The following is a 25,348-nucleotide window of genomic DNA, read 5'->3' as shown; positions in this document are numbered from 1 at the left end:
TGCCCCGGCGTGCCGGGGCGTTTTGACGGGGACGTGTCGACCGAAGGGCTCAGTCAGGCAGATGCGCGAGCAGGTCGAGCGGGTGGGCAATGCGCAGGTCGGCGCCCCAGGTGGTCGGCCGGTCGTCGACGCTGATGTAGCCGTAGTCGGCAATCACCGTTTTCATGCCGACGCGGCGGCCGGCCTCGATGTCGCGTTCGGCATCGCCGATGTAGATGCAGCTTTCCGCCGGCACGCCGAGCTGTTCGGCTGCGTGCAGCATGGGCCTCGGATCGGGCTTGGCGACGCCGACGGTGTCGCCCGAGACGATGCAGCCTGGCTGCACCGGCAGCGGCAGTTCGCGCACCAGCGGATCGGTGAAGCGGCCGGGCTTGTTGGTGACGATGCCCCAGGGCAGGCCGCGCGCGCCGATCGCGGCGATCAGTTCGGCAATGCCGTCGAACAGCACCGTGTGTTCGCACAATGCCGCCGCGTAGCGGGCGAGGAAGCGCTCGCGCAAGCCGTTGAACGAGGCGTCGTCCGGGCCGACACCGAAGCCGAGGCCGATCAGTCCGCGGGCGCCGTGCGAGGCCAGCGGCCGGATCGCATCATACGGCTGCTCGGGCCGGCCTTCCTCGGCCAGAAGCCGGTTCAGCGCGGCGCCGAGGTCGGGCGCGGTGTCGGCGAGCGTGCCGTCGAGATCGAACAAAATGGCGCGGATCATGGCTGTGTCCATTGAAAATGAGGCCGGGCAGCAGATACCCCAGGGGCGCGTCCTGCGAGGGGCAAATCCGGCGCAGCGGTGCTGGCAAGGGGCCCTTCAGGGGCCGAAGTGCAGACCGTACAAGCAAGTACGGCAAGCGAGCACGACGCCGCCAGCAGGGTTTTGTCAGTTGCGATCACAGCGGCTTGCGGCAGGCGACGAGGTAATTGACGTCGGCATCGTCGGACAGGGTTGCGATGCCGGAGATCGGGTTGTACTGCATGCCGCTGACGGTGACCGTTTCAAGCCCGGCGGCGCGTGTCATGCGCGCCAGCTCGGACGGCTTGATGAACTTGGCGTAGTCGTGCGTACCGCGTGGCAGCAGCCCCATCAGGTACTCGGCGCCGATCACCGCCAGCGCGTAGGCCTTCGGGTTGCGGTTCAGCGTCGAGAAGAACACCCAGCCGCCCGGTTTGGCCAGCTGGGCGCAGGCGGCGACGATGCTCGCCGGCGACGGCACGTGTTCGAGCATTTCCATGCAGGTGACGACGTCGAAGCTTTCCGGCGTTTCCGCCGCCAGTGCTTCGACCGCGACGCAGCGGTAGTCGACCGAGACGTTCGATTCGAACAGGTGCAGCTTGGCGACCTTGAGCGATTTTTCGGCCAGGTCGATGCCGGTGACTTGTGCGCCGGCCTGCGCCAGTGCTTCGCTGAGGATGCCGCCGCCGCAACCGACGTCGAGCGCCTGCTGCGCGGTCAGTACCGCATGGTCGGCGATGAACTGCAGCCGCAGCGGGTTGATCTGGTGCAGCGGCTTGAATTCGCCGTCCTTGTCCCACCACTTGTGGGCGAGGGCGGAGAACTTGGCGATCTCGGCTTGATCGGCATTGATGGGGGCGGCAGTCGGCGGCGTTTCGGTCATGGCATGGGTTCGGTGCGGTCAGGCTGCCAGTTTACCCCGAGCGCTGCCGCTGCTGAACCGTAATGCTCAGCGCGGCGCGATCCGCGCCTGCCAGCGCCGGGCATTGGCGGCGAGTTGCGCCGGCTTGAAGCGCGTCAGCTCGCCGCCCGCAAGCTGCGGCACGCCGGCGATCCAGACGTGGCTGACCTGGCTGCGATCCAGTGCGTAGACCAGATGCGAGACCGGGTCGTAGGCCGGCTGCGTGCCGATGTTCGACAGGTCGACCGCAATCACGTCGGCCTGCTTGCCCACCGCCAGGCTGCCGATCCGCTCGTCCCAGCCGAGCGCCCTGGCGCCGTTGATCGTTGCCATCTCCAGCGCCTGCCAGGCCGGCAGCGCGGTCGGGCTGCCGCTCTGGCCCTTGGCAAGCAGCGCGGTGAGGCGCAGTTCGGCAAACAGGTCGAGCTTGTTGTTGCTGGCCGCACCGTCGGTGCCGATGCCGACGTTGATGCCGGCGGCGAGCTGGTCGGCGATGCGGGCGAAACCCGACGCCAGCTTGAGGTTGGATGCCGGGTTGTGCGCGACGTGGACGCCGCGTTGCGCCAGCAGCGCGATCTCGGCGTCGGTCGTGTGCACCATGTGCGCGGCGATCAGCGGGCTGTCGAGCAGGCCCAGCCTGGCGAGCCGTTCGAGCGGCCGCACGCCGTGCTGGCGCAGGCTGTCGTCGATCTCGTCCTGCGTTTCGTGGATGTGGCAGTGGATGCCGACACCGAGTTCGTCGGCCAGCGTGATCACCCGGCCGAAAGTCGCGTCGCTGACGCTGTACGGCGCGTGCGGTGCCAGCGTGAAGCCGACCAGCGATTCGCCCTGGAATTCGTCGATGCACGCAAGCGCCCGGCGGAGGTACTGGTCGGCGTCGGCGGCGTAGGGCGTCGGGAACTCGAGGACCGAGCAGCCGACCATCATCCGGAAGCCGCTGGCCAGCGCTGCACGGGCGACCGCGCCGTGGTGGAAATACATGTCGTTGGCGCAGGTCGTGCCGCCACGGATCATCTCGGCGATCGCCAGCTGGGTGCCGTCGAAGACGAATTCGTCCGAAACGTGGGCGCCTTCGGCCGGCCAGATGTGGTCGTTGAGCCAGTCCATCAGTGCCAGATCGTCGGCGTAGCCGCGCAGCAGCGTCATCGCCGAATGCGCGTGCAGATTGATCAGGCCCGGCAGCAGTGCATGCTCGGGCAGCTCGACGCGTTCGGCGTCGGGATAGCGGGCGAGGGCGTCGGCGGCGGGCAGGATCGCGATGATGCGGTCCTGCTTGATGACTAGCGCATGGCCGGTCAGCACTTCGCGCGGTTCAATCGGGATCAGCCAGCGGGGCAGCAGAATCTGGGTGGGCATGAAACGGGATCGCAGGAAAGACGACAGAAATGCAAAAAGCCGACCTTACGGTCGGCTTTTTGTTGCAGCTTGCCTGAATTACTTGGCAGCCGAAGCAACATCCGAAGCAGCAGCTTCAACAGCCGAAGCAACTTCCGAAGCAGCAGCTTCAACAGCCGAAGCAGCAGCTTCAACCGGAGCCGAAGCTTCAACAACAGCCGAAGCGGCAGCCGGAGCTTCTTCTTTCTTGCCGCAAGCGGTCAGGGCAACGGCGAGCAGAGCAGCAACGAGCAGAGACTGTTTCATTTTTTTCAAACCTTTGAATTAAAGACGAGTTGGACAAAAAACCACTAGGGCTATCGACCGTAGATCGATGGCTCCGAAAAGCAGTTAGGCATCATTGACGACCGACAGGACCGGATTCTAACAACGTTTTTGGTAAAAAGGTAGGCAAGGGGCGGCCCCGGATGCATCGTATTGCCTGCCAATTGCAACGACTTGTACAAATCGGCGGGCGTCTCCCGGCGCCGGGAGGGTGTGACGGGCGTGGCCGTCCGGCTCCGGAGGCTGACCGCCAGTCGCCACGCGGTCTGGCACGATGCTGACGACATGATGCCGGCGAGATGCCGGCTAAATATACAAACGGCTCCAGCCCGGCTCCGGCCTCGCCGTCGTCCAGATTTCGTCAAATTGCTGTTGCAGTAAGGCAACAGTGTTGCCATGACTGCCCAGTTCGGCATGCGGCCAGTCGGCGTGACGCCGTTTTAGATAATGCAGGCCGTCGGCAATCGCCAGCCCCTGCGCGGCCGGTCCGCCATCGTCGGCGACGCGCAGCAATTGCATCCGGTGGCCGAAACGGTCGCGCAGTTGCATGAAGCGCGGCGCGTCGCTGGCGAGATAGCCGCTGCGCCACGCCAGCAGCCTCAGCTCGCCGCCGTGGACGAAGAACGTCCACAGCGTGTCGCAGACCGCGCGGCTGCCGAGGTCGGCAATGCGGAAGTCGTCCTCGGCCAGCCACAAGCTGCGGCGGGCCGACGCGACCAGTGCGGCGAAGGCGTCGGCGTAGTCGCGATGCCGGTCGATGGCGCGAGGCGGATCAGCCGGCAGGGTGAAGGAAGCCACAGTCGTAGCACGCGTACAGCGCTTCGAGCACCGCGTCGTCGTAGTCGCCGGCCGGCAGCGCGCGATCGTCGGCGAGCTGCTGCAGCGCGGCGAGCGCGGCCGGCTCGGCGGCGATCTCGTCACCATTGATATAGATATGGTCGCGCTCGAACAGCATCTGGCTTTTCAGGTCGAGTACGACCCCGTGTTGTGCGACCGCGGCGGCGAAGTCGTCGAAATCGAGCGGCTCGTCCGGCGCGTCGAAGAACACGTGCGGCTTCGGTTCGGTGAAGTAGCGGCCGACGAAGCGGCGCACCGTGTCGTCGTTCCATTCGATCTGCTTGAGCATGGCGGCCATGCTGGCGATGAATTCGTCGTCGATCTCGCCGGGGTGCTTGCGGGTCTGCCGGTCCGGATCGGCGTACATGCCGTCCAGGCACAGTTCGTCCTGGACGAACTCGAGAAACTTGCCGGCGATTTCCTGCGTCTTCGGTGCGCGGAAACCGATCGAATACGTCATGCCCGGCTCGAGCGCGACGCCGTAGTGCGCGTATTTCGGCGGCAGGTAGAGCATGTCGCCGTGTTCGAGCACCCATTCCTGTTCGGGGGCGAAATCCCTGAGCACGCGGATCGGCGCGTCCTCGACGAAGTTGCCCGCGTCGTCGCTGGAGATCTGCCAGCGCTTGCTGCCGCCGACCTGCAGCAGGAACACGTCGTACGAGTCGTAGTGTGGGCCGACGGTGCCGCCCGGCGGTGCGTACGAGATCATCAGGTCGTCGAGCCGGTAGTAGGGCAGGAAGTTGAAGCGGTACAGGAGCTTGCCGACGTGGTCGACATGGTGGTTGACGTTGCTGACCAGCAAGGTCCAGTCGGTCTCGGGCAGGCGCGCGAGCCGGCGTTCGCTGATCGGGCCGTGCTCGAGCAGCCACTGGCCGTTGCGGTACTCGAGCAGCCGCGATTCGGCATCGTCGCTGCCGGCGAGCTCGGTGAGCCGGGCCAGGTCGATCAGTTCGGGGAAGTCGGTCCACGCCTGACGGATCAGCAGCGGTTTTTTCTGCCAGTATTCGGCGAGGAATTGTTCGGGCGTGAGGCCGCCGAGAAGTTGCATGGTCATGGCTGGGCACTATAACGACTGTGAGAATGACGCGATTATCGCACCGGGGGAGACGGCATGCTGAATCCAGGCGAAGTGGCGCCCGATTTCGAACTGCCCGATGCCGGCATGGACTCGGTCAGGCTGTCGGATTTCCGCGGCCGGCAGAACGTGGTGCTGTATTTCTTCAACAAGGACCACACGCCCGGCGGCATCACCGAAGCGATCGAATTCAGCGAGCGTGTCGCCGCGCTGGCGCAGTGCGATGCGGTCGTGCTCGGCGTCAGCATGGACGACTGCATGGCGCATGAATTGTTCATCGACGAGGAGGGGATCGAGTTCGACCTCCTGTCGGACCCGGAAGGCGACGTGAGCCGCCGCTACCATGCGCTGCGCGAGTGGCAGGTGGGCGACGTGGTACGATACGGCATTGAGCGCTCGACTTTCGTCATCGACAAGGCGGGGCTGATCCGCCACGCCTTCTACCATGTCACGCCGAAAGGCCACGCAGCCGAAATACTCTCCCTTGTTCAATCGCTAGGATAAGCCCGAATGCAAATCGCCAAGAATTCCGTCGTCACCCTGAACTACGAAATGTTCGATCTCGAAGGCAAGCAGCTCGACAAGACCGAAGAGCCGATCGCCTACCTGCACGGCGGTTATGACAACATCCTGCCGCTGGTGGAAGAAGCGCTGGAAGGCAAGACCGTCGGCGACAGCATCGACGTGGTGATGGAAGCCGACGACGCCTTTGGCGAGCACGAGCCGGAGCTGATCCGCTCGGAAGACAAGGACGTGTTCCCGCAGGAAGTCGAAGTCGGCATGATGTTCGAAGCCGATGATCCGCAGACCGGCGACGTGCTGCTGTTCCGCGTCGTCGAAATCGCCGGCAACAAGGTCACCGTCGACGCGAACCACCCGTTCGCAGGCATCAAGATCCGCTTCGTCGGCAAGGTGGTCGACGTGCGCGAAGCCACCGGCGAGGAAATCGCCCATGGTCATGTGCACGGCGAGCACGGCCACCAGCACTGAGCCGGCAGGCCGGAATGAAGAACGGGGCGACCAAGGTCGCCCCGTTTTTTTTGCTATTCCGCCGCACCTACTGTTGTGACGGGTCGTCCTTGCCGTTCACGCCGTCCTTGAAACCGCGGATTGCGGCGCCCAGGTCGCCGCCGGCGTTGCGCAGCCGGCGGGTGCCGAAGACCAGCACGACGACCAGCAGCACCAGTGCCCAGTGCCAGAGGCTGAATGAACCCATGAGATTCTCCTGAAGGGGCCGGGCCGGCGGGCCCGGCGCAGTACATTTTAAAGAGCGGTTAACAAAATTTAGTGAAACGGTGCTGGCAAGGCGCGCGAAACGCAGGCAGTACTAAGCAGTACGACAAGTGAGCGCAACGCAGCCAGCAGGGTTTTGTTAGCTGCTCCTAGAGCGTGAGGCCGATGGTGCCGCCGTCATCCTTGGTGATGACGACCGTTGCCGAGCGCGGGCGGGCGGTGCCGCCGGCCGGCCAGTGGCTGGTGAACTTGGACGGATCGCCCAGATCGGCCACCTTGGTGTCTTCGCCCGGGTGCTGGATGTTGACGAACAGCGTCTTGCCGTCCGGCGTTTCGGCGATGCCGGTGATCTCGCAGTCCTTCGGACCGACCAGGAAGCGGCGCAGCGTTTCGCCGTCCGGATTCTTGCCCTTCTGCGTGGTCACTTCGAGCGCGGTGCCGCCGACGCTGTTGGCGACCTTGATCGCGCCGCCGTCGCCGACCTTGCCGGGAAGCGCTGCCAGCATCATGCAGTTCGTGGTGTCGGTGTAGGCGCCGTCGTCGGTCTGGATCCACAGGATGCCGCTCTTCGGGCTGAACCAGATGCCGTCCGGGCTCGACATGTCGTTGTCGTCGGTCAGCGACGACAGGTTGACCGCGGCACCGGCCTTGGCTTCGGCGGCGAACACGTAGACGTCCCACTTGAAGCTGGTCGCGGCCGGGTCGGCACCGGCTTCGGCGGTGCGGATGATGTGACCGTTGACGTTGCCGGTCTGCTTGGTGCTGCCCTTCATGTCTTCGTACGCGCGCGGGTTGGCGGCGTCGGGCAGGAGTTTGCTGCCCGAGGCGCCGGTGGTCACGCGGTTGGAGTTGTTGGTCAGCGTGTAGTAGACCTCGCCGTTCTTCGGGTTGACCGAGCACCATTCCGGGCGGTCCATCTTGGTCGCGCCGGCGGCGTCGGCGGCGATCCGGGTGTTGACGCAGATGTCGGCCACGGTCTTGAAGCTGAAGCCGGCGTAGCCGCTGATCGCGGTATTGGCCAACGTCAGCGGCAGCCAGGTGCCCGAGCCGTCGGCGTTGAACTTGGCGACATAGAGCGTGCCCTCGTCGAGATACTTGTCGCCGGCGGCGAGGCCACGGCCGGCGTCGGCCGGATCCCAGACCGCCTTCGACACATACTTGTAGATGTATTCGTTGCGCGAGTCGTCGCCCATGTAGAACACCACCGGCTTGCCGGCGGCCACCGGCGCATACACGGCGCACTCGTGCGCGAAGCGGCCGAGGTGGGTGCGCTTGCGCGGGGTCGAGCTGGCGCTGTACGGGTCGATTTCGACCACATAGCCGAAGGTGTTGGCCTCGTTGCGGAAGTCGGCGGCGGCGCTGGCGCCGCTGGCGGCGACGTTCCAGCGCTTGTAGACGTCGGCGGCGCCGGCGGTGTCCCACCGCTTGCCCGACGCGGCGCTCGGCACGCCGTAGCGGGTGAACGAGGCGAGCTCGGCGGCGCTGCGGTTGGCGCTGACGTCGCCGGTGCGCGAGAAATAGCCGGCCCAGTTTTCCTCGCAGGTCAGGAAGGTGCCCCACGGGGTGTCGCCGGTGGCGCAATTATTCACGGTGCCGCGGCCTTGGGTGCCCGCGGTCGAATAGGCGGTCTTCATGTAGTCGCTGCCGCGTGCCGGGCCGTTCAGCTCCATCGGCGTCTGCGCGGTGATCCGGCGGTTGTAGCTCGAGCCGCGGTTGAGCTGGAACTTGCCGGCCGTCTTCTGCACTTCGATCACCGCGACGCCGTGGGCGCGGATCTCCTTGTCGACCTCGGCCTGTGGGCGAATGCCGCCGGGGGCGGTGGCGCCGGCCACGTGCAGGAAGGCGTCGGTGATGTGCTCGTGGTTCATCGCGATCAGCCCGCGCTCGCTGCCGTTCGGGTCACGCGCGGTGCCGGCGGCGTTCAGGCCGAAGTAGTTCATGCCGTCGTGATGGTCGCCGGCGCGGAAATCGAAGCTCAGTGCGTCGTCGCTGCCGTCGTTCTTGTAGGCCGCGGTCGCGTTGTTGATCGGATCGCCGAGCGCGAACAGCACGGCGGCGCTGTAGCCGGCGGGAATGGTCAGCGCGTCGAGGACGTTCTTGGCGACCGGATTGAAGTTGAAACGGGCGGCCGGTGCCGGCGTCGGGGTGGGCGCCGGGGTCGGGGCGGGCGTCGGCGCGGCGCTGTCGCTGCTGCCTCCGCCGCCACAGGCGGTCAGCGCGCCACCGAGCGCGACGCCGCCGAACATCATCGCCGCCGCACCGCCGAGGCCGCCGCGCAGGATGCTGCGGCGGCTGATGCGCGCTTCGAGCACGCTGTCGAAGCTGGCGTTGCCGCTCTGGTTGTTGCCGATGTCGTCCGGGTCGGCGCTGGTGATCTGGGTGTTGTTCTGCTTGTTCATCGCTGGGCTCCCTGTGCTTGTCGTTGAGGCGATGGCGGCAAGCCTAGTGGGCGTCGATGACAGCGGCGTTAAGGGGCGGCCGGCAAAACCCTGCCGGCGGCCTTGTGCCCGCTGGCCGTACTTGCGCGTACCGCATGACCGGCGGGAACCCTCGCGGTGCGCCGCGTGCACCTTGCCGGCGCTGCCGTGCCGGGTTTTGCCGGCCGCTTGCCGGGCGCCCGGATCGGCGGCGAGGGCACGCATCCATCGGTGCTGGCCCTGTTTTTGCTTTCTGGGTACTTGTATTTTTCTTGCAACGCAGCCGTCATAACGCCGGTGCCGGCGGGATGGCGGCCCGGCGGGTGCCGGGGAAGCCGGCCGTCGTTTATCACAGGACGGCGCTGTTGCACTAGCCGATGCTCTTCCACTAGTATTTGTGTTAATCCAAGTTTGCAGACACAAGATATTGTGTTTCTTCACAAAGTGTTCACAGACTTGTGCACATCATAGAATCCCCCCTACCCAGAAGGAACAGAGCGCATGTACGCCCCGCTGGATAGCACCACTGGAAGCCGAATGACCGATACCCTCGATACCGCCGCGCAGCACGACAACAGCGCCTACGCCAGCTACAAGATCATCCGCCGCAACGGTGCCGTGGTGCCGTTCGAGCCGCTGAAGATCTCGGTGGCCGTGACCAAGGCCTTCATCGCCGTGCAGGGCAGCCAGGCCGCATCGTCGGCCTCGGTGCGCGAGCGCGTTGCCGGCCTGACCGACTCGGTCGTGCGCGCGCTGATGCGCCGCAAGCCCGAAGGCGGCGCGATCCATATCGAGGAAATCCAGGATCAGGTCGAGCTGGCGCTGATGCGTACCGGCGAGCACGACGTCGCGCGTGCCTACGTGATCTACCGAGAACAGCGCTCGCAGGAGCGCCACCACGCCAAGGTCGAGCATGAAGTCGAGCACCACGACAGCATCAACGTCGTCTTCGAGGACGGCAGCCGTCGTCCGCTTGACCTTGGCCGCCTCAAGGCGCTGATCGCGTCGGCATGCACCGGTTTCGACAGCGAGACCGACCAGGCCGCGATCCTGAACGAAGCGCTGAAGAACATCTATGACGGCGTGCCGGCCGAGGAAGTACGCAAGTCGGTGATCATGGCCGCGCGCCAGCTGATCGAGAAGGATCCGTCGTATTCGCAAGTCACCGCGCGCCTGCTGCTCGACAGCCTGCGCCGCGAAGTGCTCGGCGAGGAAACCAGCCACGAAGAGATGGTGAACGCCTACGCGCGTTACTTCCCCGATTTCATCAAGCGCGGCATCGACGCCGAGCTGCTCGACGAAAAGCTGGCCCAGTACGACCTGGCCCGCCTTGGCGCGGCGCTGAACCACGACCGCGACTACCAGTTCGGCTACCTCGGCCTGCAGACGCTGTACGACCGCTACTTCCTGCATATCGACGGCGAGCGCATCGAGCTGCCGCAGGCGTTCTACATGCGCGTGGCCATGGGGCTGGCGCTGAACGAAATCAACCGCGAAGAGCGTGCGATCGAGTTCTACAACGTGCTGTCGACCTTCGACTTCATGTCGTCGACGCCGACGCTGTTCAACTCGGGCACCCGCCGCTCGCAACTGTCGAGCTGCTACCTGACGACGATCGCCGACGACCTCGACGGCATCTACGAGGGCATCAAGGAAAACGCGCTGCTGTCGAAGTTTGCCGGCGGCCTCGGCAACGACTGGACCCCGGTCCGCTCGCTCGGTTCGCACATCAAGGGCACCAACGGCAAGTCGCAGGGCGTCGTGCCTTTCCTCAAGGTGGTGAACGACACCGCCGTCGCGGTCAACCAGGGCGGCAAGCGCAAGGGCGCGGTCTGCGCCTACCTGGAAACCTGGCATGCCGACATCGAGGAATTCCTCGAGCTGCGCAAGAACACCGGTGACGACCGCCGCCGCACCCACGACATGAACACCGCCAACTGGGTGCCGGACCTATTCATGCAGCGCGTGATCGAAGGCGCCGACTGGACGCTGTTCAGCCCGGCCGAAGCGCCGGACCTGCACGACAAGTACGGCAAGGACTTCGCCGAGGCATATGCCGGCTACGAAGCCAAGGCCGCGCGCGGCGAAATGCGCGTGGTCAAGAAGCTGCCGGCGCTGACCCTGTGGCGCAAGATGCTGACGATGCTGTTCGAAACGGGCCACCCGTGGATCACCTTCAAGGACCCGTGCAACATCCGCAGCCCGCAGCAGCACGTCGGCGTGGTCCACAGCTCGAACCTGTGCACCGAAATCACGCTGAACACCAACGACCACGAAATCGCCGTCTGCAACCTCGGCTCGGTCAACCTGGTGAACCACCTGAAGAACGTCGACGGCCGGATCGTGCTCGATCAGGACAAGATCGCCCGCACCGTGAAGACCGCGATGCGCATGCTCGACAACGTCATCGACATCAACTTCTACCCGGTGGCCAAGGCGCGCAATTCCAACCTCAAGCACCGTCCGGTCGGCATGGGCATCATGGGCTTCCAGGATGCACTGCTGGCGCAGCGGATTCCGTACGCGTCGAACGCCGCGGTCGAGTTCGCCGATGCGTCGATGGAAATGGTCTGCTACCACGCCTACTGGGCGTCGACCGAGCTGGCCGAAGAGCGCGGCACCTACCCGAGCTTCAAGGGCAGCCTGTGGGACCGCGGCATCCTGCCGCACGACTCGCTCAAGCTCCTGGCCGAAGAACGCGGCGGCTACCTCGAGGTCGACACCACCGAACGCCTGGACTGGAACGCGCTGCGCGAGCGCGTCGCCAAGGTCGGCATGCGCAACTCGAACTGCGTCGCCATCGCCCCGACCGCGACCATCGCCAACATCATCGGCGTGTCGGCGTCGATCGAGCCGACCTACCAGAACCTGTTCGTCAAATCGAACCTGTCGGGCGAGTTCACCGTGGTCAACGACTACCTGGTGCGCGACCTGAAGGCCCGCGGCCTGTGGGACGAAGTGATGATCTCGGACCTCAAGTACTTCGACGGTTCGGTGGCGCGCATCGACCGCATTCCGCAAGACCTGCGCGACATCTACGCGACCGCGTTCGAAATGGATCCGAAGTGGCTGGTCGAAGCCGCGTCGCGCCGCCAGAAGTGGATCGACCAGGCGCAGAGCCTGAACATCTACATGGCCGGCGCGTCGGGCAAGAAGCTGGACGAGCTGTACAAGCATGCGTGGATTCGTGGCCTCAAGACCACCTACTACCTGCGCACGCTGGCGGCATCGAACGCCGAGAAGTCGACCGGCCGTGGCGGCGAGCTGAACGCCGTGCCGGTGGACGGCGGCTACAGCGCCCCGGTGGCAGCGGCACCGGCGGTCGAAGCGGCGATGGAACCGGCGACCGACATGAAGTTCTGCTCGATCGATAATCCCGACTGCGAAGCGTGCCAGTAAGGCACGCGTAGCTGGCCGGGAAGCGGCGCAAGCCACACGGGCCGGTGGAGGCGCGCCGGGAGTGCCGAAGGCGCACTGCGAAGCCTGCCAATAAGCCCGGTTCCCTCCCTCCTTGCAGGGGGAGGGCTAGGGTGGGGGTAAGGTCGGCCATGTGCCAACCCCCATCCCGACCTTCCCCCTGAGAGGGGGAAGGGGCTGGTCATGGGGGCTGCACTTAGGATGGGTTAGCCCCATCGGGGCGTAACCCACCCTCATCGGCCCGGTTCGCGGGGCCCGATCCCTGAGCCGCCTGCCTGCAGGCGGTTCACGAATCGGTTTCAACAAGAAAGCCAACAAGGCCGCCGACGAGCAGGCCGGGGGAGAGAAGGGACATGAAGACGCTTCTGGCAGGCCTGGGTCTGGCCCTGGCACTGACGGGCTGCGCGCAGGTGCAGCAGGCATTCACCAGCAACGAGCCGAAAAAGCTCGAAGCGCCGGCCGGTCAGGCAACGGTGCTGCTGACGCTGACGTGGAACGCGGCCGAGCCCGATGATGCGCGCGTCTCGCTGGTGCTGCGCGGCCCGCATGGCGAGCAGGTGCTGACCGGCGAGGAGGGCGACGAGGTGCGCTCGCCGAACGGCCCGAACGTGCCCGGCAAGCGCTTCCTGCTGAACCTGACGCCGGGACGCTACCAGCTGATGCACGTGCAGGGCAGCTGGCATACCGAGGAAGGCGGCCGCGGGCGCACCCAGCCGGTGTGGCTGCCGCTGGGGCAGACGTTCAGCGTTGCCGCCGGCGAGGTCGTCTACGTCGGCAACGTCAATGTCGCGCTGGATTTCAACCCGGTGGCGTCGGTCAGCAATCAGGCCGGCCGCGATTTTTATGATCTGGTAATGAGTAAAACGGCAAACGAGCTGTCCAACATCCAGGTAAGGCTGCCGCAGGCCGGCAGCCTGCCGTACGGCAGTTGATGTGATCCCGCCCGAAGGCGGACTGGAGGACGCAATGCGTATCCATGGATGGTACAAACGGGCCGGCGCGCTCGGCCTGCTGATCCTGCTGGCCGGCTGCGCGTCGCTCAAGCCGCAGACGGATGCCGGCAAGCTCGTGCCGCCGCCGGGACAGGGTTATGCGGTGCTGGCGTTCACGCTGAACAGCCTGGAACCCGATAGCGGCGACGCCAATCTGGTGTTCAACGGCGGCGGCGTCAGCGGCAACCTGTACGCCAGCGAGAACACCGACTACATCCGCGCGCCGGGCAACGTGCCGGACGACAAGGGCCGGCTGACCTTCGCCGCGCTGCCGCCGGGCGATTACACGATCACCCACGTCTACGGCTACTGGGGCATGCCCGATACGCTGGGCCAGGCCGGCATGCGCAACGTGATCAGCCTGCCGCGGCAGGACCGCTTTACGGTCAGGGCCGGCGAAGTGGTGTATCTGGGGGACTTCCACCTGAACATGAACTTCAAGCCCGACGTCGTGCTGAGCAACCAGCAGGCGCGGGATTTCAACCACATGAAGGTCATGTGGGGCGTCAGCGATTTTTCCAACGTCCAGACCCGTCTGTTGAGCGGCGGCGTGGACGTCAAACAATAAACCCGGCGCGGCACCAGCCGCGCCATTGCAATCATTTGATCGAAAAGGATTAGCACTATGTTGAGCTTCGAAGACTCCGCCCCATCCACCACCACCCATGGCGCCGGCAGCGTGCACGCCGCTTCCGAAGGGCGGGTCAACGTCGTCGACAAGCGCGTCATCAACGGCACCACCGACGTCAACCAGCTCGTGCCGTTCAAGCACAAGTGGGCGTGGGAAAAGTATCTGGCCCAGTGCGCCAACCACTGGATGCCGCAGGAAGTGAACATGCAGCGCGACATCGAGCTGTGGAAAGACCCGAACGGCCTGACCGAAGACGAGCGCCGCCTGGTCAAGCGCAACCTCGGCTTCTTCGTCACCGCCGACTCGCTCGCCGCCAACAACATCGTCCTTGGCACCTACCGCCAGATCACCAGCCCGGAATGCCGCCAGTTCCTGCTGCGCCAGGCCTTCGACGAAGCGATCCACACCCACGCCTACCAGTACATCGTCGAATCGCTCGGCCTTGATGAAGGCGAAATCTTCAATGCCTATCACGAAGTCGATTCGATCCGTAACAAGGACGAATTCCTCATCCCGTTCATCGACGTACTGACCGACCCGGAATTCAAGAGCGGCACGCTGGAAACCGACCAGCAACTGCTGCGCTCGATCATCGTCTTCGCCTGCATCATGGAAGGGCTGTTCTTCTACGTCGGCTTCGTCCAGATCCTCGCGCTCGGCCGCCAGAACAAGATGACCGGCGCCGCCGAGCAGTACCAGTACATCCTGCGCGACGAGTCGATGCACTGCAATTTCGGCATCGACCTGATCAACACCATCAAGCTGGAAAACCCGCAACTCTGGACCGAACCGTTCAAGGCCGAGATCACCGAACTGTTCAAGAAAGCCGTCGAACTCGAATACGCCTACGCCGAAGACACCATGCCGCGCGGCGTACTGGGCCTGAATGCCAGCCAGTTCAAGGAATACCTGCGCTTCATCGCCAACCGCCGCATGCAGCAAATCGGCCTCGACCAGCTCTTCCCGGGCGTAACCAACCCGTTCCCGTGGATGAGCGAAATGATCGATTTGAAGAAAGAGAAGAATTTCTTTGAGACGCGGGTGACTGAGTATCAGACTGGTGGGGCGTTGAGCTGGGATTGATAAACAAAACCTCGCAATTGCGAGGTTTTGTTTATGTTTAAAATGCTAACGAGGGTGGAATGAATACACAATCGCAAATACGACAATATTTACGTGATTTTCTGAAGGTTGAGCGGATCCGACCTTCGGAAGTTCGTGGCTCCTCGCTTGTTGAAAATGCAGAGAGTGATAGAGGAAGGGTATTGTTTTCTGCCGCATTTCGGCGTCTTCAGCAAAAGGCGCAAGTTTTTTCACTTGAACCGAACGCTGCTGTACGTAGTCGACTCACTCATTCCCTTGAGGTCTCACAGATAGGTCGCTATATCTGCGATAGGATTATTGATAAATTGGGTTCTGATTGTTCAGATTCAGATCTTGATAGATCGTTGTCTATTTTTGTCGAAACGGCATGCTTAATGCACGATATAGGAAATCCTCCTTTTGGGCATTTTGGCGAGGCTGCTATACAAGATTGGTTTGAAAAAAATGGCGAGGCTTGTTTTGTAAGGGCAACGTCTTTGGGTAGTGATTTTTCGAAAAAATATCTTGATGATTTTATTGAGTTTGATGGAAACCCTCAGGGTCTTCGAATTATTTCTAAGCTGCAATGGAATAACGATGAATTTGGATTGAATCTTACGACCGTAACGATGCTTGCATGTCTGAAGTATTTACGTATGGCAGGTGAGATTAAAGATGATAAACTGAAGAAAAAGGCAGGGTATTTTCTCTCCGAAAAGGCTCTTGTTTGTGAACTTTGGAAGCGACATGCCATTCAAATAAACGCGCCTGTACGATTTCCTCTGACTTCCATAATGGAAGCTGCGGATGATATTGCCTATTGCATTAGCGACCTAGAGGATTCTATCGAAAAGGAGTTGGTTTCGCTGAATCATGCCGCTACATGGATAGGTGATGAATGGGCGAGTAGAACTAAATTAATTGGTCGTGATTCAATATTTTGCCAGCTTAATGAACTTGTTCAAAAGACGAAGACTGAATGGGCGCAGGATGTATTCGCACAGTCACAGTATACGTTCACGGATTTTAGAACAGGTACTACCCGGGTCATGGTGGAGTTTGCCGCTGAGGAGTTTCTCCGAGAGGCTGCCAATAGAGATGTTTCCAGCTTGCTGCCGATAGACTCACCAGCATGCATATTGCTGGAGATATTGAAAGATTATTGCAAGAAGTATGTGTATTGCAATGATGGCGTTCAGTTGGTTGAATATGCGGGTTATACCGCAATTTCTGGATTGCTAGATATATTCAAACCGATTTTGGAGGCTAGTAAAGATAGATTTGAATGTGCGTTGAGGTTTGAGAACAAGGATGGGCAAGGTAAGAAAATAGTTTTGGAAAAGAAACTATTAAAAATATTTCCAGAGAAACATAAGAAGGCATATCAGGCTGCTTTGGAAAAGGTTGGCGGTGATAGTGATGTAAATGCTTTGGAGTGGCATGCTAGAACTCATTTGGTTTTGGATTTTTTGTCTGGCATGACTGATGATTACGCTATTGAGTTGTATCGAAATTTGTCTGGAATTAAAGTGATATGAATTCTGTGCCTGCTGATCATCCTTATTGGATGGTTAGGGAGCTTGTTGTGCAAAGACTCGATGTTTGTGTATTGAGTTTTAGCTTTTATACGTACATCCCTAATTCTGTCTCTGATTTTCGTCGTACGATCTCGTTGAGCCGTGATGACTTATTAAATGAAGGGTTGGTCGCCAAGTTGATGGCATCAACTGGTCCTGATGAGGATTTTGCGATTCATTCCAGTGTGACATTAAGTGATGGGTCTTGCGTGCATATGCCTATGGTAGATATGGATACTAAGTCGCCTGCGCAGTTGGATAAGATTCGGAGCTACATAGGAGATTATTTGTTTCATAAGTTGGTTTGGTATAGAAGTGGTCGATCTTTTCATGGTTATGGTTGCTGTCTTATTGATGAAAAGGAATGGGTTGGGTTTATGGGGGATTGTTGTTGTGTAATCAGAAAAGCATGAGCCCCACGGTAGATCCGCGTTGGATTGGTCATCGTTTGGTTGCTGGATATGCGGCGTTACGTTGGACAAATAATTCAGACCAATACTTGATTTCCCCATCAAGGCTGACTAACTAACTGGCGTATTTGTGTTTGAGCACGTAGGTTAGGCTGAATGCAATGAAGACCAACATCCACCGGTGCAATGTTGGGCTTCGCGGGCGCTCAACCCAACCTACGGCGGATTTATGTTGGCGGTTTTGTTTTATGTGGCTTCGCCACGTGGTTTTGATGCGCGTTCCGCCGCGCCCACGTGTTCATTTCTTTTGCGTCGCCAAAAGAAACGAACCAAAGAAAAGGCGACCCCGCATCCGCGCCCCTTCGGGGTGCCCTCACTGCGGACAATCGGGGCGGCGGCTGCGCAACTCGCTTCGCTCAGACAGTGCTCGCCGAAACCCCGCCCCGCTTGTTCCTCGCTCGGCGCTGCTGAGGGGACTGGGCGGTGTGCCGTTGGCAGCGCTGTTTCGTGGCGTTTTTGAAAGTTTTAGCAAGTACCGTGATACGTCGTTAGTTTGACCGCGCCGGCAATCGGCGGATTGTCGCTGTGCTCCGAATCCGCTCTATGTTGCTCATACAGCAGGGTGGATTCGGCGAAGCCAATCCACCGTTATGCTTGCTCTGACCTTTGCATACCGCCCCCAATCCCGTTCAAGGCAGCCGAGGAGTGGAGCGAGACGAGTCGGCTTTATGACTTGGCTCGCGACCGACGCAGGGTAGCGCGGAGCGCCTGCCGCCTCGGGTCGCCTTTCTTTGGTTACTTTCTTTGGCGAAGCAAAGAAAGTAACCCGCCAGCCGGGCGGGACCGGCGGTTTGGTTTTTGAAGTAAAGCTTTGATTTGCGACTTTGATCTGACGAGTTGCCCACTACCGCAGTACGTCGGATCAGTTTGATCGCGTCGGCAATCGGCGGATTGTCGCTGCGCGCCGAATCCGCCCTACGTCGCTTATGAATTGCCCACCAGAGCAAACGCGTAATCACCCCCCTCCACAAACCCCTTCAACTTGCCCAACGCCACCTCCCATTCCCGCCCGATCACTTCCAGCGTCTGCCGCGCCATCTCGACCTGCGCCGGCTCAAGCTGCCACAACCGCTCCCGCCCCAGCTTCACATCCCGCACCACGCCGGCCTCGGCCAGCACCTGCAAATGCTTGGTGACGCCCTGACGGCTGATGTCGGTGTTGGCGGTGAGCTGGGCGATCGAGAACGCGCCGCCGGCGCAGAGCACGGCGACGAGTTTCAGCCGGGTCGGGTCGCCCAGCGCGGCGAACACCCGCGCCGTGCCAGTGTCGATGACGCCGGCGACGGCGTGGGGAGCGGGCTTAGGCGCTGGCATGGCGGGCGATGTTCTCCAGCTGTGCGGCCCAGCCGTGGTCGTTCATCCGGAACGCTTCGAGCCGGCGGTTCGGCGGGACGTGGTCGAAGCCCGATTCGACCACTTTCAGCAGCGTGGCGTTGTCCGGCGCGTCGTGCAGCGTGAAGACCACGCGGGTCGGCGTTTCCAGTTCGTAGTCGACCGTCGGGTCGACCGGGTACGGGTGCCAGTGGTAGGACAGCAACTGCTGCGGCTCGATCCTTTCGATCACCACGTCGAAATGGATGTGCTCGAAGCCCTGGATGGTGATCGGCCCGCGCGTGCGCTGCCCCGGCGCAAAGGTCTGGCCCTTGAGGTCGGCGCCGAACCAGGTGCCGAAGGTTTCGGCATGCGAAAGTGCCTGCCACACCCGCTCGCGCGGGGCGTGGATGACGATGCTGCGTTCGATCCGGTCGGTATTGCTGACAGTGCTCATGGTGTCGTCCTTCAGGCGGCGATGGGTACGGCAGGGTGCGGTTCGGCCGGGCGGTACGGCGTGCCGGTGCCGGTGGCCACGTACTGCTGCAGGCTGGCGAGGAAGTGCTGCCAGCCGTTCCGGCATAAATCGTAGCACTCGAATTCCGGCACCAGCCCGATGTGGACGAAGTCCAGCCGGGTCTGGCCGTCGCCGGTGGCGGTGAGCCGGAACGCCAGCCGCGTGCCGACCCATTCGTCCTTGCGGGTAAAGGCATCGATATCGGTATGCGCGGCAGTGCACAGCCAGCGCACCTCGGCCGGCGGCGCCAGCGCTTCGATGCGCATGTGCATATAGTGCGGCCCGAAGCGGAACTGCAGGCTGCCGCCGACATGGGTGTCGACATCGCAACCCTGCGTCCACCAGCCGCGCAGGCCGGCGGCGGTGGTGAGGGCGGCGTAGGCGCGCGTCGGCGGTGCGGCGAGCACGAGGCTTTGGCTGTAGTCGTTCATGGTACGGCTCCTTTTCGACTGCATTCATGCAACTTTATGGTTGCATTTTGCAGTATGCGAGTCCGTCTATAAATTGCAACCAATGGGTTGCCTTATGAGGTGGCGACGTTCGGGAGTCCGGCGCGGCAGCCCGGCCTGAAGCGGCGCCGCTGCTGGAACCGGGCCGGGGCGGCGGCACGGCGGCGGGCCGATGGACGGGGGCGATGGCCGCGGTGGTAAAATCCGCCGCTTCTTAATCCTGACCGTTTCGAGGCCCACCATGAGCAATGAACTCCGGATCGAAGACCTGGCCATTGGCGACGGCAAGGAAGCCGTCAAGGGCGCGCTGATCCGCACCCATTACACCGGCTGGCTGGAAGACGGGACGAAGTTCGATTCGTCGCACGACCGCGGCCAGCCGTTCCAGTGCGTGATCGGCACCGGACGGGTGATCAAGGGCTGGGATCAGGGGATGATGGGGATGAAGGTCGGCGGCAAGCGCAGGCTGTACGTGCCGGCGCATCTGGCCTACGGCGAGCGGCAGATTGGCGCGCTGATCAAGCCCAACTCGAACCTGGTCTTCGAGATCGAATTGCTGGAAGTGCTGACCCGCGACGATTGAGAACGGCGAGTACCCCAAGGGCGCATCCTGCGGGGCGCAAACCCTGCTGGCCGTGCGCGCCTGCGCTGTTGCGACCGAAGGAAGCCCCCGCGGGACGCGTTGCACGCCTTGCTGGCACCGTTGCACTGGGTTTTGTTCGCCGTTCTAACGTCCTGCCTGCCATTCGGCAGCTGACGGCCTTGCTGCACCGCTTTGCCGACTAGGCTGGCAGCTTCAGTACATGAAGGAGCCGGCCATGAAAACCGAAGTCCTGCAGCAGCACCGCTGGCTGCAACAACTGCTGGGCGACTGGACGTTCGAGTGCGAGATGCAGGGGCCGCCGGGGCAGCCGGCAGAGAAAAGCAGCGGCAGCGAATCGGTCCGCGCGCTCGGCGACATCTGGGTGCTGTGCGAGGGGCAGGGGACGATGCCCGACGGCGATCCGTGCACGATGCTGATGACGCTGGGGTTCAACGCCGAGCGGCAGCGCTTCACCGGCAGCTGGGTCGGGTCGATGATGACGCATCTATGGGTCTACGACGGCGAGCTTGACGCCGGTGGCCGCATCCTGACGCTGTCGTCGTCCGGCCCCGACTGCATGAACCCGGGCCAGACGGGCAATTACCACGACGTGATCGAAATCGTCGACGCCGACCACCGGGTGATGCGTTCGGAAGGACAGGGCGCCGACGGCAAGTGGACGCCGTTCATGACCGCGCGCTACGCGCGCAAGCGCTGATGATCAGACCCGCAAGCGCGGACGACCAGACCCGCAAGCGCTGACCGGTTCAGGCGGCCGCCGGCCGCAGCAGCCGGCGGCCGCACAGCATCAGCAGCGCCAGCGCGGCGAAGAGCGCGCCGGCGTGGAAGGTCGTCGCCGAGCCGTGGCTTTCCCACAGCCAGCCGGCGACGATGCTGGCCAGCAGCATCGCCACGCCGCAGACCAGATTGAACACGCCGAAGGCGGTGCCCTTGAGCGTCTGCGGCGTGGTGTCGGCGACCATGGTCGCCAGCACGCCCTGGCTGAAACCCATGTGCAGCCCCCACAGCGCGACGCCGAACATCAGCCCGCCGATCGACGCCAGCCGTGCCAGCACCAGGTCGGCGAGCACCAGCAGCAGCAGGCCGACGGCGAGCAGGGTCGTCCGGTTCATCCGGTCCGACAGCCTGCCGACCGGGTAGGCCGACAGGGTGTAGGCGAGCGCCATCACGACCATCGCCAGCGGCACCCAGGTGGCCGACAGGCCGAGTTCCTGTGCGCGCAGCACCAGGAAGGCTTCGCTGAAGCGCGCGAGGGTGAACACCGCGCCGATCAGCACGACCCACCAGTACGCGGGCGAGAACGCGCGCAGCGCCCGCCAGTGGATCGGCGAGCTAAAGCGCCGGCGCGGCGCGGCGGACTCGGGCTCCTGCACGCCGGTGATGATCAGCGCGACGGCAATGAAGGCCGGGATCACCGCAAACCACAGCACCCACTGGATCTGGCCGCCGAGCACGAGCATCAGCGCGATCGCGAGCAGCGGGCCGAGGAAGGCGCCGATGGTGTCCATCGACTGGCGCAGTCCGAAGCACGCGCCGCGGATTTCGGCCGGCGCGACATCGGCGACCAGCGCGTCGCGCGGTGCACCGCGTATGCCCTTGCCGATCCGGTCGAGAAAGCGCGCGGTGAACACGGTGTCGATCGACGTCGCCAGCGGGAACAGCGGCTTGGTCAGCGCCGCCAGCCCGTAGCCGAGCAGCAGCAGCCCCTTGCGCCGGCCGATGAAATCGCTGATCGCACCCGAGAACACCTTGACCGCCAGCGCGGTCGCCTCGGCAATGCCCTCGATGATCCCGACCGTCAGCGCGCTCGCGCCGAGCGTGCCGACGAGGAACAGCGGCAGCAGCGCGTGGGTCAGCTCGGACGAGAGGTCCATGAACAGGCTGACGAGGCCGAGCGCCCAGACCGTGCGTGGAATGGCGGGCCGGGCGGCGGTGGCGGACGGGAGGCGGTGCATGGTCGGCGGGCAGGCGGGAGATGGGCCGAATCTAGCACCGAAAACGGCGGCCTGCGTTTGCCGCAGCCCTCATTCGCCGGCGCGGGCCGGTGGCCGGTGCAAAGGGTTCAGCACGGGCCGGACAGGCGGCGCTTGCGCTCGGCCGTGTAGTGCCACCACGGCCGCGGCGCTTCGCCGTCGGCAAAGCGGACGATCGGGATGAAGACATCGAGCATGCACGGATCCTGCCGGGTTGCGGTGGCCATGCCAGCAGCTCGTACAGCGCGTACGGATCGCGCCCGGCCAGCTGGCCGGGCTCGGTGATGCCGATCAGCCGCAGGTCGGCCGCGCATGCCTTGGCAGGTCCTCAAAGACGCGGCCCCTGGTGCGGTCGACCCTGGCCGGGTTCACGGCCGGGCGCCTTCGGGCCGCTGCGCCGGCGCGAGGTAGAAGTCTTCCGGTTTGACCATCTTCGGCGTCTCCGGGTCGGCTTCGTAGTTCGGCGACATGATCTGCACGCCGTATTCGTTGAATACGTCCTGCACATTGCCGTGCAGTTCGGACAGGATCTGCAGCCGCAGGCGCGGTTCGTCGAGCGCGAAGCGCAGGTGGTATTCGACGTAGAAGTCCGACAGCGCGGTCTGGTAGACCACCGACGACGGATCCTGCCGCAGCCCCGCGGTGCGGCGGGCGGCTTCGAGCAGCATCGCGTGGACCTGGCGCCACGGCGTGTCGTAGCCGATGGTGACGGCGATCTTGCAGATCACGCCGCCGCCGCGCGCCAGTCGCGAGAAGTTCTTCACGCTCTGGCTGACCAGCACCGAGTTCGGGATGCTGACCTCCTCGCGCAGATTGGTGTGGACCTTGGTCGCGAACATGCCGATCTCCATCACCGTGCCTTCCTCGTCGCCGATCTGCACGTATTCGCCGACCTTGATCGAGCGCGAATAGATCAGGATCAGCCCCGATGCGAACTGGCCGACGACGCTCGACGCGCCGAGCGAGACCATCAGGCCGACGATGACGCTCAGCCCCTTGAACGCGTCGGTGTTCGCGCCGGGCAGGTAGGGGTAGATCATCGCGACGGCGAACAGCCACGCGGCAACCGACAGCAGCTTGCGCGTCGTCGCGGCGGTGTCGGCGTCGAAGAAGCCGAGCTGGACCCGGCCCGATTCGACCTGGACGAACAGGTAGTTGATGCCGCGGACGGTCCAGCGCGTCAGCAGCAGGATCAGCACGACGACGGCCAGGCTCGGCAGCGCCGAGAGGATGGCGACGGCGAACTGGCTCAAGAGCTTGAGCACCGCCGCATCGAGCTGCTCGCCCCAGATCCGCGTATACGGAAACTGGCGCAGCACGTACGACATCCACACATAGCCGAGCGCCAGCGCGCTCGGCCAGAACACCAGGTAGCCGACCAGACGCAGGCTGAGCTTGATCAGCCGGATCGGCACGACGTTGCGCACGTCGCGCAGCTTGTGGATCAGCTTGGCAAGCACGAAGCGCAGCAACTGGTTCCACAGCAGCCACAGCCGGTTCAGCAGCCACAGCGACAGCGCGAACAGCAGCGTTGCCGCGGCCGCCTTGGCGATCGCGAACAGCCATTGCTGCGGCTGGTTGAAGCCGCGGGCGTCGTTGAACAACTCGGTCAGCGCCGCCTTCGAGTGCTCGAGGTTGCCGTTCAGCGTTTCGCCGGACAGCGTGTCGACGTCGGCGCTGCTGACGAAGAACAGCGGGTTGCCGTCGTACAGCAGCGCGCCGCCTTCGACGTTGGTCCGCGTTTCGAGCTTCAGCGGCGTGGCGTCGCCGAGCAGCCGGCGGATGCGCTTGTCGGCGGCCTCGAGGCGCTGCTGCGGCGTCGAGCCGAGCAGATTGCTGCGGAAGGTGGCGATGTTGCGGTTGTTGATCGTCAGCGTGGCTTCGGCCGTGGCGACGGTCGATGCCGCGGGGGTCGAGATTGCCGGGGCCGACGCATCGTCGGCGTGGGCGAACAGGGACAGGCAGAGCAGGAGGAGGGCAAGGAGGCGCATGGGAGTCGGGTTCAGTGGTGGTTTGCCATTCGTCGGGCGGGCGGCCGAGGGCGTCCCATTTCTTTATTGATAATGAATCTCATTTATGTTTGAATGCACTGCACCGGCGGCACAAGCCGGAACAATCTCATCATACATAGGAAGAAAACCGATGAACGCTTACCTTGTGGGCGCCGACGTGCTCGGCAACATCCCCGACCTGCTGGGCCGCTACGGCATTACCATCCACAAGCACGTCTCCGGCCGCCACGCCGCGCACCAGCGCAAGCCGGCCAGCCTCAAGGGGGTCGACCTGATCATCCTGTTCACCGACTTCCTCGGCCACAACGTGATGCGCCACTACCGCGAGTTGGCCAACGAGGAGAACATCCGCTTCGTCGCCTGCCGCCGCTCGGTGTGCTCGCTGTCGCAAACGCTCGACAAGCTCGGCCACTGTGCGACCAACCCGTGCGACACCTGCCCGCAGCGCAAGCTGCACTAGGTGGCATGCACCACCGGTAATGGATACCCCCGGCAGCAGGGCGGCAAAACTTGCCGCCGTACCGTTGCTAGCAGGCCCGGCCCTCGAAGCCGGGCCTTGTTTTTTCTCGCGGCAACCGGTGGCACGCTTCCTGCTTATATGAGAACTCTCTGATTCATTGCCGGGATTTTTCCGATGCTCGGACGCCTCGACGATTACTTCAAACCGCAGGAAACCGCGCTCAAGCTCCGCAGCGAGCGGCAGCAGGTGCTGGCGGCGAACATCGCCAACGCCGACACGCCGAACTACAAGGCGCGCGATTTCGACTTCGGCGCCGCGTTCAAGGCCGCGATGGGTGGCATTGCGCAGCCTGCGATGAAGCAGACCGATCCGCGCCACCTGCAGCCGGTTGCCGCGTTCGACCTGCTGGCGCCGCAACTCGGTTACCGGGTGCCGGCACAGGGCGCGATCGACGGCAACACCGTCGAGATGGACACCGAGATGAGCCAGTTCGCCGACAACACCATGCGTTACCAGGCCGCGCTGACCTTCATGCAGGGCCGGATCTCGTCGCTGAAGAACGCCCTGAGCAATCAATAAGGCCCGCCATGTCCCTGTTCCAGGTATTCGATATCGCCGCCTCGTCGATGCGGGCGCAATCGCAGCGCCTCAACGCCGTCGCCAGCAACCTTGCCAACGCCGAATCGGCAACGAGCTCGAACGGCCAGCCCTACCGCGCCCGTCAGGTCGTGTTCCAGGTTGCGCCGCTGCCCGGTGGCAGCGCCGCCACGCCGGGCGTGCGCGTCGCCGGCGTGATCGAGGACCAGGCGCCGCCGCGGCTGGTGTACGAGCCGGCCAACCCGCTGGCCGACGCCAACGGCTACGTGGCGATGCCCAACGTCAACGTCGTCGAGGAAATGACCAACATGATCTCGGCGTCGCGCTCGTACCAGACCAGCGCCGACGTGATGAACACCGCCAAGACCCTGCTGCAGCGCACCTTGCAGCTGGGCCAGATCTAATCCCGGCG

27 protein-coding genes are annotated in these 25,348 nt (G+C 63.4%); 13 read left to right on the top strand and 14 right to left on the bottom strand.

What is annotated here, in order from left to right:
- Nucleotides 1–49: 49 nt before the first annotated feature.
- The 6 genes from BJP62_RS04800 to BJP62_RS04780 all read right to left on the bottom strand — a co-directional run bounded on the left by BJP62_RS04800 (nt 50) and on the right by BJP62_RS04780 (nt 5,172).
- Nucleotides 50–703: an HAD family hydrolase gene (locus BJP62_RS04800; RefSeq protein ID WP_070527209.1), complete on the bottom strand. Its 654-nt coding sequence runs from the start codon at nt 701–703 to the stop codon at nt 50–52.
- A 175-nt stretch (nt 704–878) separates the two neighbouring features.
- On the bottom strand, nt 879–1,604 hold the full coding sequence (ubiG, locus tag BJP62_RS04795; RefSeq protein WP_070527206.1) for a bifunctional 2-polyprenyl-6-hydroxyphenol methylase/3-demethylubiquinol 3-O-methyltransferase UbiG: 726 nt from the start codon (nt 1,602–1,604) through the stop codon (nt 879–881).
- Nucleotides 1,605–1,670: 66 nt separating this feature from the next.
- On the bottom strand, nt 1,671–2,978 hold the full coding sequence (locus tag BJP62_RS04790) for a TRZ/ATZ family hydrolase (RefSeq protein ID WP_070527204.1): 1,308 nt from the start codon (nt 2,976–2,978) through the stop codon (nt 1,671–1,673).
- A 78-nt stretch (nt 2,979–3,056) separates the two neighbouring features.
- Entirely contained in the window at nt 3,057–3,263 is a 207-nt protein-coding gene (locus BJP62_RS17870; protein WP_083300709.1) for a hypothetical protein, read from the bottom strand.
- A gap of 324 nt (nt 3,264–3,587) precedes the next feature.
- On the bottom strand, nt 3,588–4,079 hold the full coding sequence (locus BJP62_RS04785) for a hypothetical protein (RefSeq protein ID WP_070527201.1): 492 nt from the start codon (nt 4,077–4,079) through the stop codon (nt 3,588–3,590).
- Nucleotides 4,054–5,172 carry a cupin domain-containing protein gene (locus BJP62_RS04780; RefSeq protein ID WP_070527199.1) on the bottom strand — a complete coding sequence of 373 codons (1,119 nt, stop codon included), beginning with the start codon at nt 5,170–5,172 and terminating at the stop codon, nt 4,054–4,056. The genes BJP62_RS04785 and BJP62_RS04780 overlap by 26 nt, the downstream gene beginning before the upstream one ends.
- A gap of 57 nt (nt 5,173–5,229) precedes the next feature.
- Here BJP62_RS04780 and BJP62_RS04775 point away from each other — a divergent pair, with 57 nt between their 5' ends.
- Together BJP62_RS04775 and BJP62_RS04770 are read left to right on the top strand one after the other, a co-directional pair.
- Nucleotides 5,230–5,697 carry a peroxiredoxin gene (locus BJP62_RS04775; RefSeq protein WP_070527196.1) on the top strand — a complete coding sequence of 156 codons (468 nt, stop codon included), beginning with the start codon at nt 5,230–5,232 and terminating at the stop codon, nt 5,695–5,697.
- A 6-nt stretch (nt 5,698–5,703) separates the two neighbouring features.
- Entirely contained in the window at nt 5,704–6,183 is a 480-nt protein-coding gene (locus tag BJP62_RS04770; RefSeq protein ID WP_070527193.1) for a peptidylprolyl isomerase, read from the top strand.
- A 67-nt stretch (nt 6,184–6,250) separates the two neighbouring features.
- On the opposite strand, the gene tatA is transcribed toward BJP62_RS04770, so the two are convergent.
- Together tatA and BJP62_RS04760 are read right to left on the bottom strand one after the other, a co-directional pair.
- On the bottom strand, nt 6,251–6,409 hold the full coding sequence (gene tatA / locus BJP62_RS04765) for a Sec-independent protein translocase subunit TatA (protein WP_070527191.1): 159 nt from the start codon (nt 6,407–6,409) through the stop codon (nt 6,251–6,253).
- A gap of 166 nt (nt 6,410–6,575) precedes the next feature.
- Nucleotides 6,576–8,825: a PhoX family phosphatase gene (locus tag BJP62_RS04760; protein WP_070527189.1), complete on the bottom strand. Its 2,250-nt coding sequence runs from the start codon at nt 8,823–8,825 to the stop codon at nt 6,576–6,578.
- Between the two features lie 555 nt (nt 8,826–9,380).
- Between BJP62_RS04760 and BJP62_RS04755 the strand changes: the two genes are divergently transcribed.
- From BJP62_RS04755 to BJP62_RS18305, 6 genes are all read left to right on the top strand, one after another.
- Nucleotides 9,381–12,242, top strand: a complete 2,862-nt coding sequence (locus BJP62_RS04755) for a ribonucleoside-diphosphate reductase subunit alpha (protein ID WP_070527186.1) — start codon at nt 9,381–9,383, stop codon at nt 12,240–12,242.
- Nucleotides 12,243–12,613: 371 nt separating this feature from the next.
- Complete coding sequence (locus BJP62_RS04750; RefSeq protein ID WP_070527184.1) at nt 12,614–13,192, top strand: hypothetical protein; 579 nt, start codon at nt 12,614–12,616, stop codon at nt 13,190–13,192.
- A 34-nt stretch (nt 13,193–13,226) separates the two neighbouring features.
- Nucleotides 13,227–13,820: a hypothetical protein gene (locus BJP62_RS04745; protein WP_070527181.1), complete on the top strand. Its 594-nt coding sequence runs from the start codon at nt 13,227–13,229 to the stop codon at nt 13,818–13,820.
- 57 nt (nt 13,821–13,877) lie between these two features.
- On the top strand, nt 13,878–14,966 hold the full coding sequence (locus BJP62_RS04740; protein ID WP_070527178.1) for a ribonucleotide-diphosphate reductase subunit beta: 1,089 nt from the start codon (nt 13,878–13,880) through the stop codon (nt 14,964–14,966).
- Nucleotides 14,967–15,025: 59 nt separating this feature from the next.
- A complete protein-coding gene (gene dgt / locus BJP62_RS17865; RefSeq protein WP_083300707.1) occupies nt 15,026–16,504 on the top strand; it encodes a dGTPase in 1,479 nt (492 codons plus the stop codon).
- Nucleotides 16,501–16,956, top strand: a complete 456-nt coding sequence (locus BJP62_RS18305) for a hypothetical protein (RefSeq protein WP_145927105.1) — start codon at nt 16,501–16,503, stop codon at nt 16,954–16,956. The genes dgt and BJP62_RS18305 overlap by 4 nt, the downstream gene beginning before the upstream one ends.
- 981 nt (nt 16,957–17,937) lie before the next feature.
- Here the strand turns inward: BJP62_RS18305 and BJP62_RS04735 are convergent.
- Genes BJP62_RS04735 through BJP62_RS04725 form a run of 3 tightly spaced genes read right to left on the bottom strand, consistent with a single transcriptional unit; the run spans nt 17,938 to nt 19,272 of the window.
- Nucleotides 17,938–18,327, bottom strand: coding sequence for a helix-turn-helix transcriptional regulator (locus BJP62_RS04735; RefSeq protein ID WP_070527176.1), 390 nt, complete (start codon nt 18,325–18,327; stop codon nt 17,938–17,940).
- A complete protein-coding gene (locus BJP62_RS04730; RefSeq protein ID WP_070527173.1) occupies nt 18,314–18,781 on the bottom strand; it encodes an SRPBCC family protein in 468 nt (155 codons plus the stop codon). The genes BJP62_RS04735 and BJP62_RS04730 overlap by 14 nt, the downstream gene beginning before the upstream one ends.
- A gap of 11 nt (nt 18,782–18,792) precedes the next feature.
- Complete coding sequence (locus BJP62_RS04725) at nt 18,793–19,272, bottom strand: SRPBCC domain-containing protein (RefSeq protein ID WP_070527170.1); 480 nt, start codon at nt 19,270–19,272, stop codon at nt 18,793–18,795.
- 259 nt (nt 19,273–19,531) lie between these two features.
- On the opposite strand from BJP62_RS04725, the gene BJP62_RS04720 reads away from it, so the two are divergent.
- Nucleotides 19,532–19,873 (top strand): FKBP-type peptidyl-prolyl cis-trans isomerase, encoded by a 342-nt coding sequence (locus BJP62_RS04720; protein ID WP_070527167.1) that lies wholly within the window; start codon nt 19,532–19,534, stop codon nt 19,871–19,873.
- Between the two features lie 235 nt (nt 19,874–20,108).
- Nucleotides 20,109–20,591, top strand: coding sequence for a DUF1579 domain-containing protein (locus BJP62_RS04715; RefSeq protein WP_070527164.1), 483 nt, complete (start codon nt 20,109–20,111; stop codon nt 20,589–20,591).
- 49 nt (nt 20,592–20,640) lie between these two features.
- Here the strand turns inward: BJP62_RS04715 and BJP62_RS04710 are convergent, their stop codons facing one another.
- The 3 genes from BJP62_RS04710 to BJP62_RS04700 form a co-directional block, all read right to left on the bottom strand.
- Complete coding sequence (locus tag BJP62_RS04710; protein WP_070527161.1) at nt 20,641–21,849, bottom strand: MFS transporter; 1,209 nt, start codon at nt 21,847–21,849, stop codon at nt 20,641–20,643.
- 107 nt (nt 21,850–21,956) lie between these two features.
- Nucleotides 21,957–22,094, bottom strand: a complete 138-nt coding sequence (locus BJP62_RS18975; protein ID WP_374749732.1) for a helix-hairpin-helix domain-containing protein — start codon at nt 22,092–22,094, stop codon at nt 21,957–21,959.
- Nucleotides 22,095–22,235: 141 nt separating this feature from the next.
- Nucleotides 22,236–23,858 (bottom strand): mechanosensitive ion channel family protein, encoded by a 1,623-nt coding sequence (locus BJP62_RS04700; protein WP_070527159.1) that lies wholly within the window; start codon nt 23,856–23,858, stop codon nt 22,236–22,238.
- A 151-nt stretch (nt 23,859–24,009) separates the two neighbouring features.
- Here BJP62_RS04700 and BJP62_RS04695 point away from each other — a divergent pair, with 151 nt between their 5' ends.
- From BJP62_RS04695 to flgC, 3 genes are all read left to right on the top strand, one after another.
- Complete coding sequence (locus BJP62_RS04695) at nt 24,010–24,339, top strand: DUF2325 domain-containing protein (RefSeq protein WP_070527156.1); 330 nt, start codon at nt 24,010–24,012, stop codon at nt 24,337–24,339.
- Between the two features lie 174 nt (nt 24,340–24,513).
- A complete protein-coding gene (flgB, locus tag BJP62_RS04690) occupies nt 24,514–24,918 on the top strand; it encodes a flagellar basal body rod protein FlgB (protein ID WP_070527153.1) in 405 nt (134 codons plus the stop codon).
- 8 nt (nt 24,919–24,926) lie between these two features.
- Nucleotides 24,927–25,340, top strand: coding sequence for a flagellar basal body rod protein FlgC (gene flgC / locus BJP62_RS04685; RefSeq protein WP_070527150.1), 414 nt, complete (start codon nt 24,927–24,929; stop codon nt 25,338–25,340).
- The last annotated feature ends 8 nt before the right edge of the window (nt 25,341–25,348 follow it).

It is taken from the genome of Jeongeupia sp. USM3, assembly GCF_001808185.1.
Taxonomy (GTDB): Bacteria; Pseudomonadota; Gammaproteobacteria; order Burkholderiales; family Chitinibacteraceae; genus Jeongeupia.
Note: the sequence above shows the minus strand (reverse complement) of the source record. Positions and strands in the feature narration are given on the sequence as shown.

What these genes read in the sequence shown, in the direction of transcription:
- flgC (WP_070527150.1), top strand. Translation starts at nt 24,927, where the DNA reads ATGTCCCTGTTCCAGGTATTCGATATCGCCGCCTCGTCGATGCGGGCG.
- BJP62_RS04790 (WP_070527204.1), bottom strand. Translation starts at nt 2,978, where the DNA reads ATGCCCACCCAGATTCTGCTGCCCCGCTGGCTGATCCCGATTGAACCG.
- BJP62_RS17870 (WP_083300709.1), bottom strand. Translation starts at nt 3,263, where the DNA reads ATGAAACAGTCTCTGCTCGTTGCTGCTCTGCTCGCCGTTGCCCTGACC.
- BJP62_RS04740 (WP_070527178.1), top strand. Translation starts at nt 13,878, where the DNA reads ATGTTGAGCTTCGAAGACTCCGCCCCATCCACCACCACCCATGGCGCC.
- BJP62_RS04725 (WP_070527170.1), bottom strand. Translation starts at nt 19,272, where the DNA reads ATGAACGACTACAGCCAAAGCCTCGTGCTCGCCGCACCGCCGACGCGC.
- BJP62_RS04800 (WP_070527209.1), bottom strand. Translation starts at nt 703, where the DNA reads ATGATCCGCGCCATTTTGTTCGATCTCGACGGCACGCTCGCCGACACC.
- BJP62_RS04760 (WP_070527189.1), bottom strand. Translation starts at nt 8,825, where the DNA reads ATGAACAAGCAGAACAACACCCAGATCACCAGCGCCGACCCGGACGAC.
- BJP62_RS18975 (WP_374749732.1), bottom strand. Translation starts at nt 22,094, where the DNA reads ATGGCCACCGCAACCCGGCAGGATCCGTGCATGCTCGATGTCTTCATC.
- BJP62_RS04750 (WP_070527184.1), top strand. Translation starts at nt 12,614, where the DNA reads ATGAAGACGCTTCTGGCAGGCCTGGGTCTGGCCCTGGCACTGACGGGC.
- BJP62_RS04780 (WP_070527199.1), bottom strand. Translation starts at nt 5,172, where the DNA reads ATGACCATGCAACTTCTCGGCGGCCTCACGCCCGAACAATTCCTCGCC.
- BJP62_RS04715 (WP_070527164.1), top strand. Translation starts at nt 20,109, where the DNA reads ATGAAAACCGAAGTCCTGCAGCAGCACCGCTGGCTGCAACAACTGCTG.
- BJP62_RS04710 (WP_070527161.1), bottom strand. Translation starts at nt 21,849, where the DNA reads ATGCACCGCCTCCCGTCCGCCACCGCCGCCCGGCCCGCCATTCCACGC.
- BJP62_RS04730 (WP_070527173.1), bottom strand. Translation starts at nt 18,781, where the DNA reads ATGAGCACTGTCAGCAATACCGACCGGATCGAACGCAGCATCGTCATC.
- BJP62_RS04745 (WP_070527181.1), top strand. Translation starts at nt 13,227, where the DNA reads ATGCGTATCCATGGATGGTACAAACGGGCCGGCGCGCTCGGCCTGCTG.
- BJP62_RS04695 (WP_070527156.1), top strand. Translation starts at nt 24,010, where the DNA reads ATGAACGCTTACCTTGTGGGCGCCGACGTGCTCGGCAACATCCCCGAC.
- tatA (WP_070527191.1), bottom strand. Translation starts at nt 6,409, where the DNA reads ATGGGTTCATTCAGCCTCTGGCACTGGGCACTGGTGCTGCTGGTCGTC.
- BJP62_RS04775 (WP_070527196.1), top strand. Translation starts at nt 5,230, where the DNA reads ATGCTGAATCCAGGCGAAGTGGCGCCCGATTTCGAACTGCCCGATGCC.
- ubiG (WP_070527206.1), bottom strand. Translation starts at nt 1,604, where the DNA reads ATGACCGAAACGCCGCCGACTGCCGCCCCCATCAATGCCGATCAAGCC.
- BJP62_RS04700 (WP_070527159.1), bottom strand. Translation starts at nt 23,858, where the DNA reads ATGCGCCTCCTTGCCCTCCTCCTGCTCTGCCTGTCCCTGTTCGCCCAC.
- BJP62_RS04755 (WP_070527186.1), top strand. Translation starts at nt 9,381, where the DNA reads ATGACCGATACCCTCGATACCGCCGCGCAGCACGACAACAGCGCCTAC.
- BJP62_RS04770 (WP_070527193.1), top strand. Translation starts at nt 5,704, where the DNA reads ATGCAAATCGCCAAGAATTCCGTCGTCACCCTGAACTACGAAATGTTC.
- BJP62_RS18305 (WP_145927105.1), top strand. Translation starts at nt 16,501, where the DNA reads ATGAATTCTGTGCCTGCTGATCATCCTTATTGGATGGTTAGGGAGCTT.
- BJP62_RS04720 (WP_070527167.1), top strand. Translation starts at nt 19,532, where the DNA reads ATGAGCAATGAACTCCGGATCGAAGACCTGGCCATTGGCGACGGCAAG.
- flgB (WP_070527153.1), top strand. Translation starts at nt 24,514, where the DNA reads ATGCTCGGACGCCTCGACGATTACTTCAAACCGCAGGAAACCGCGCTC.
- dgt (WP_083300707.1), top strand. Translation starts at nt 15,026, where the DNA reads ATGAATACACAATCGCAAATACGACAATATTTACGTGATTTTCTGAAG.
- BJP62_RS04735 (WP_070527176.1), bottom strand. Translation starts at nt 18,327, where the DNA reads ATGCCAGCGCCTAAGCCCGCTCCCCACGCCGTCGCCGGCGTCATCGAC.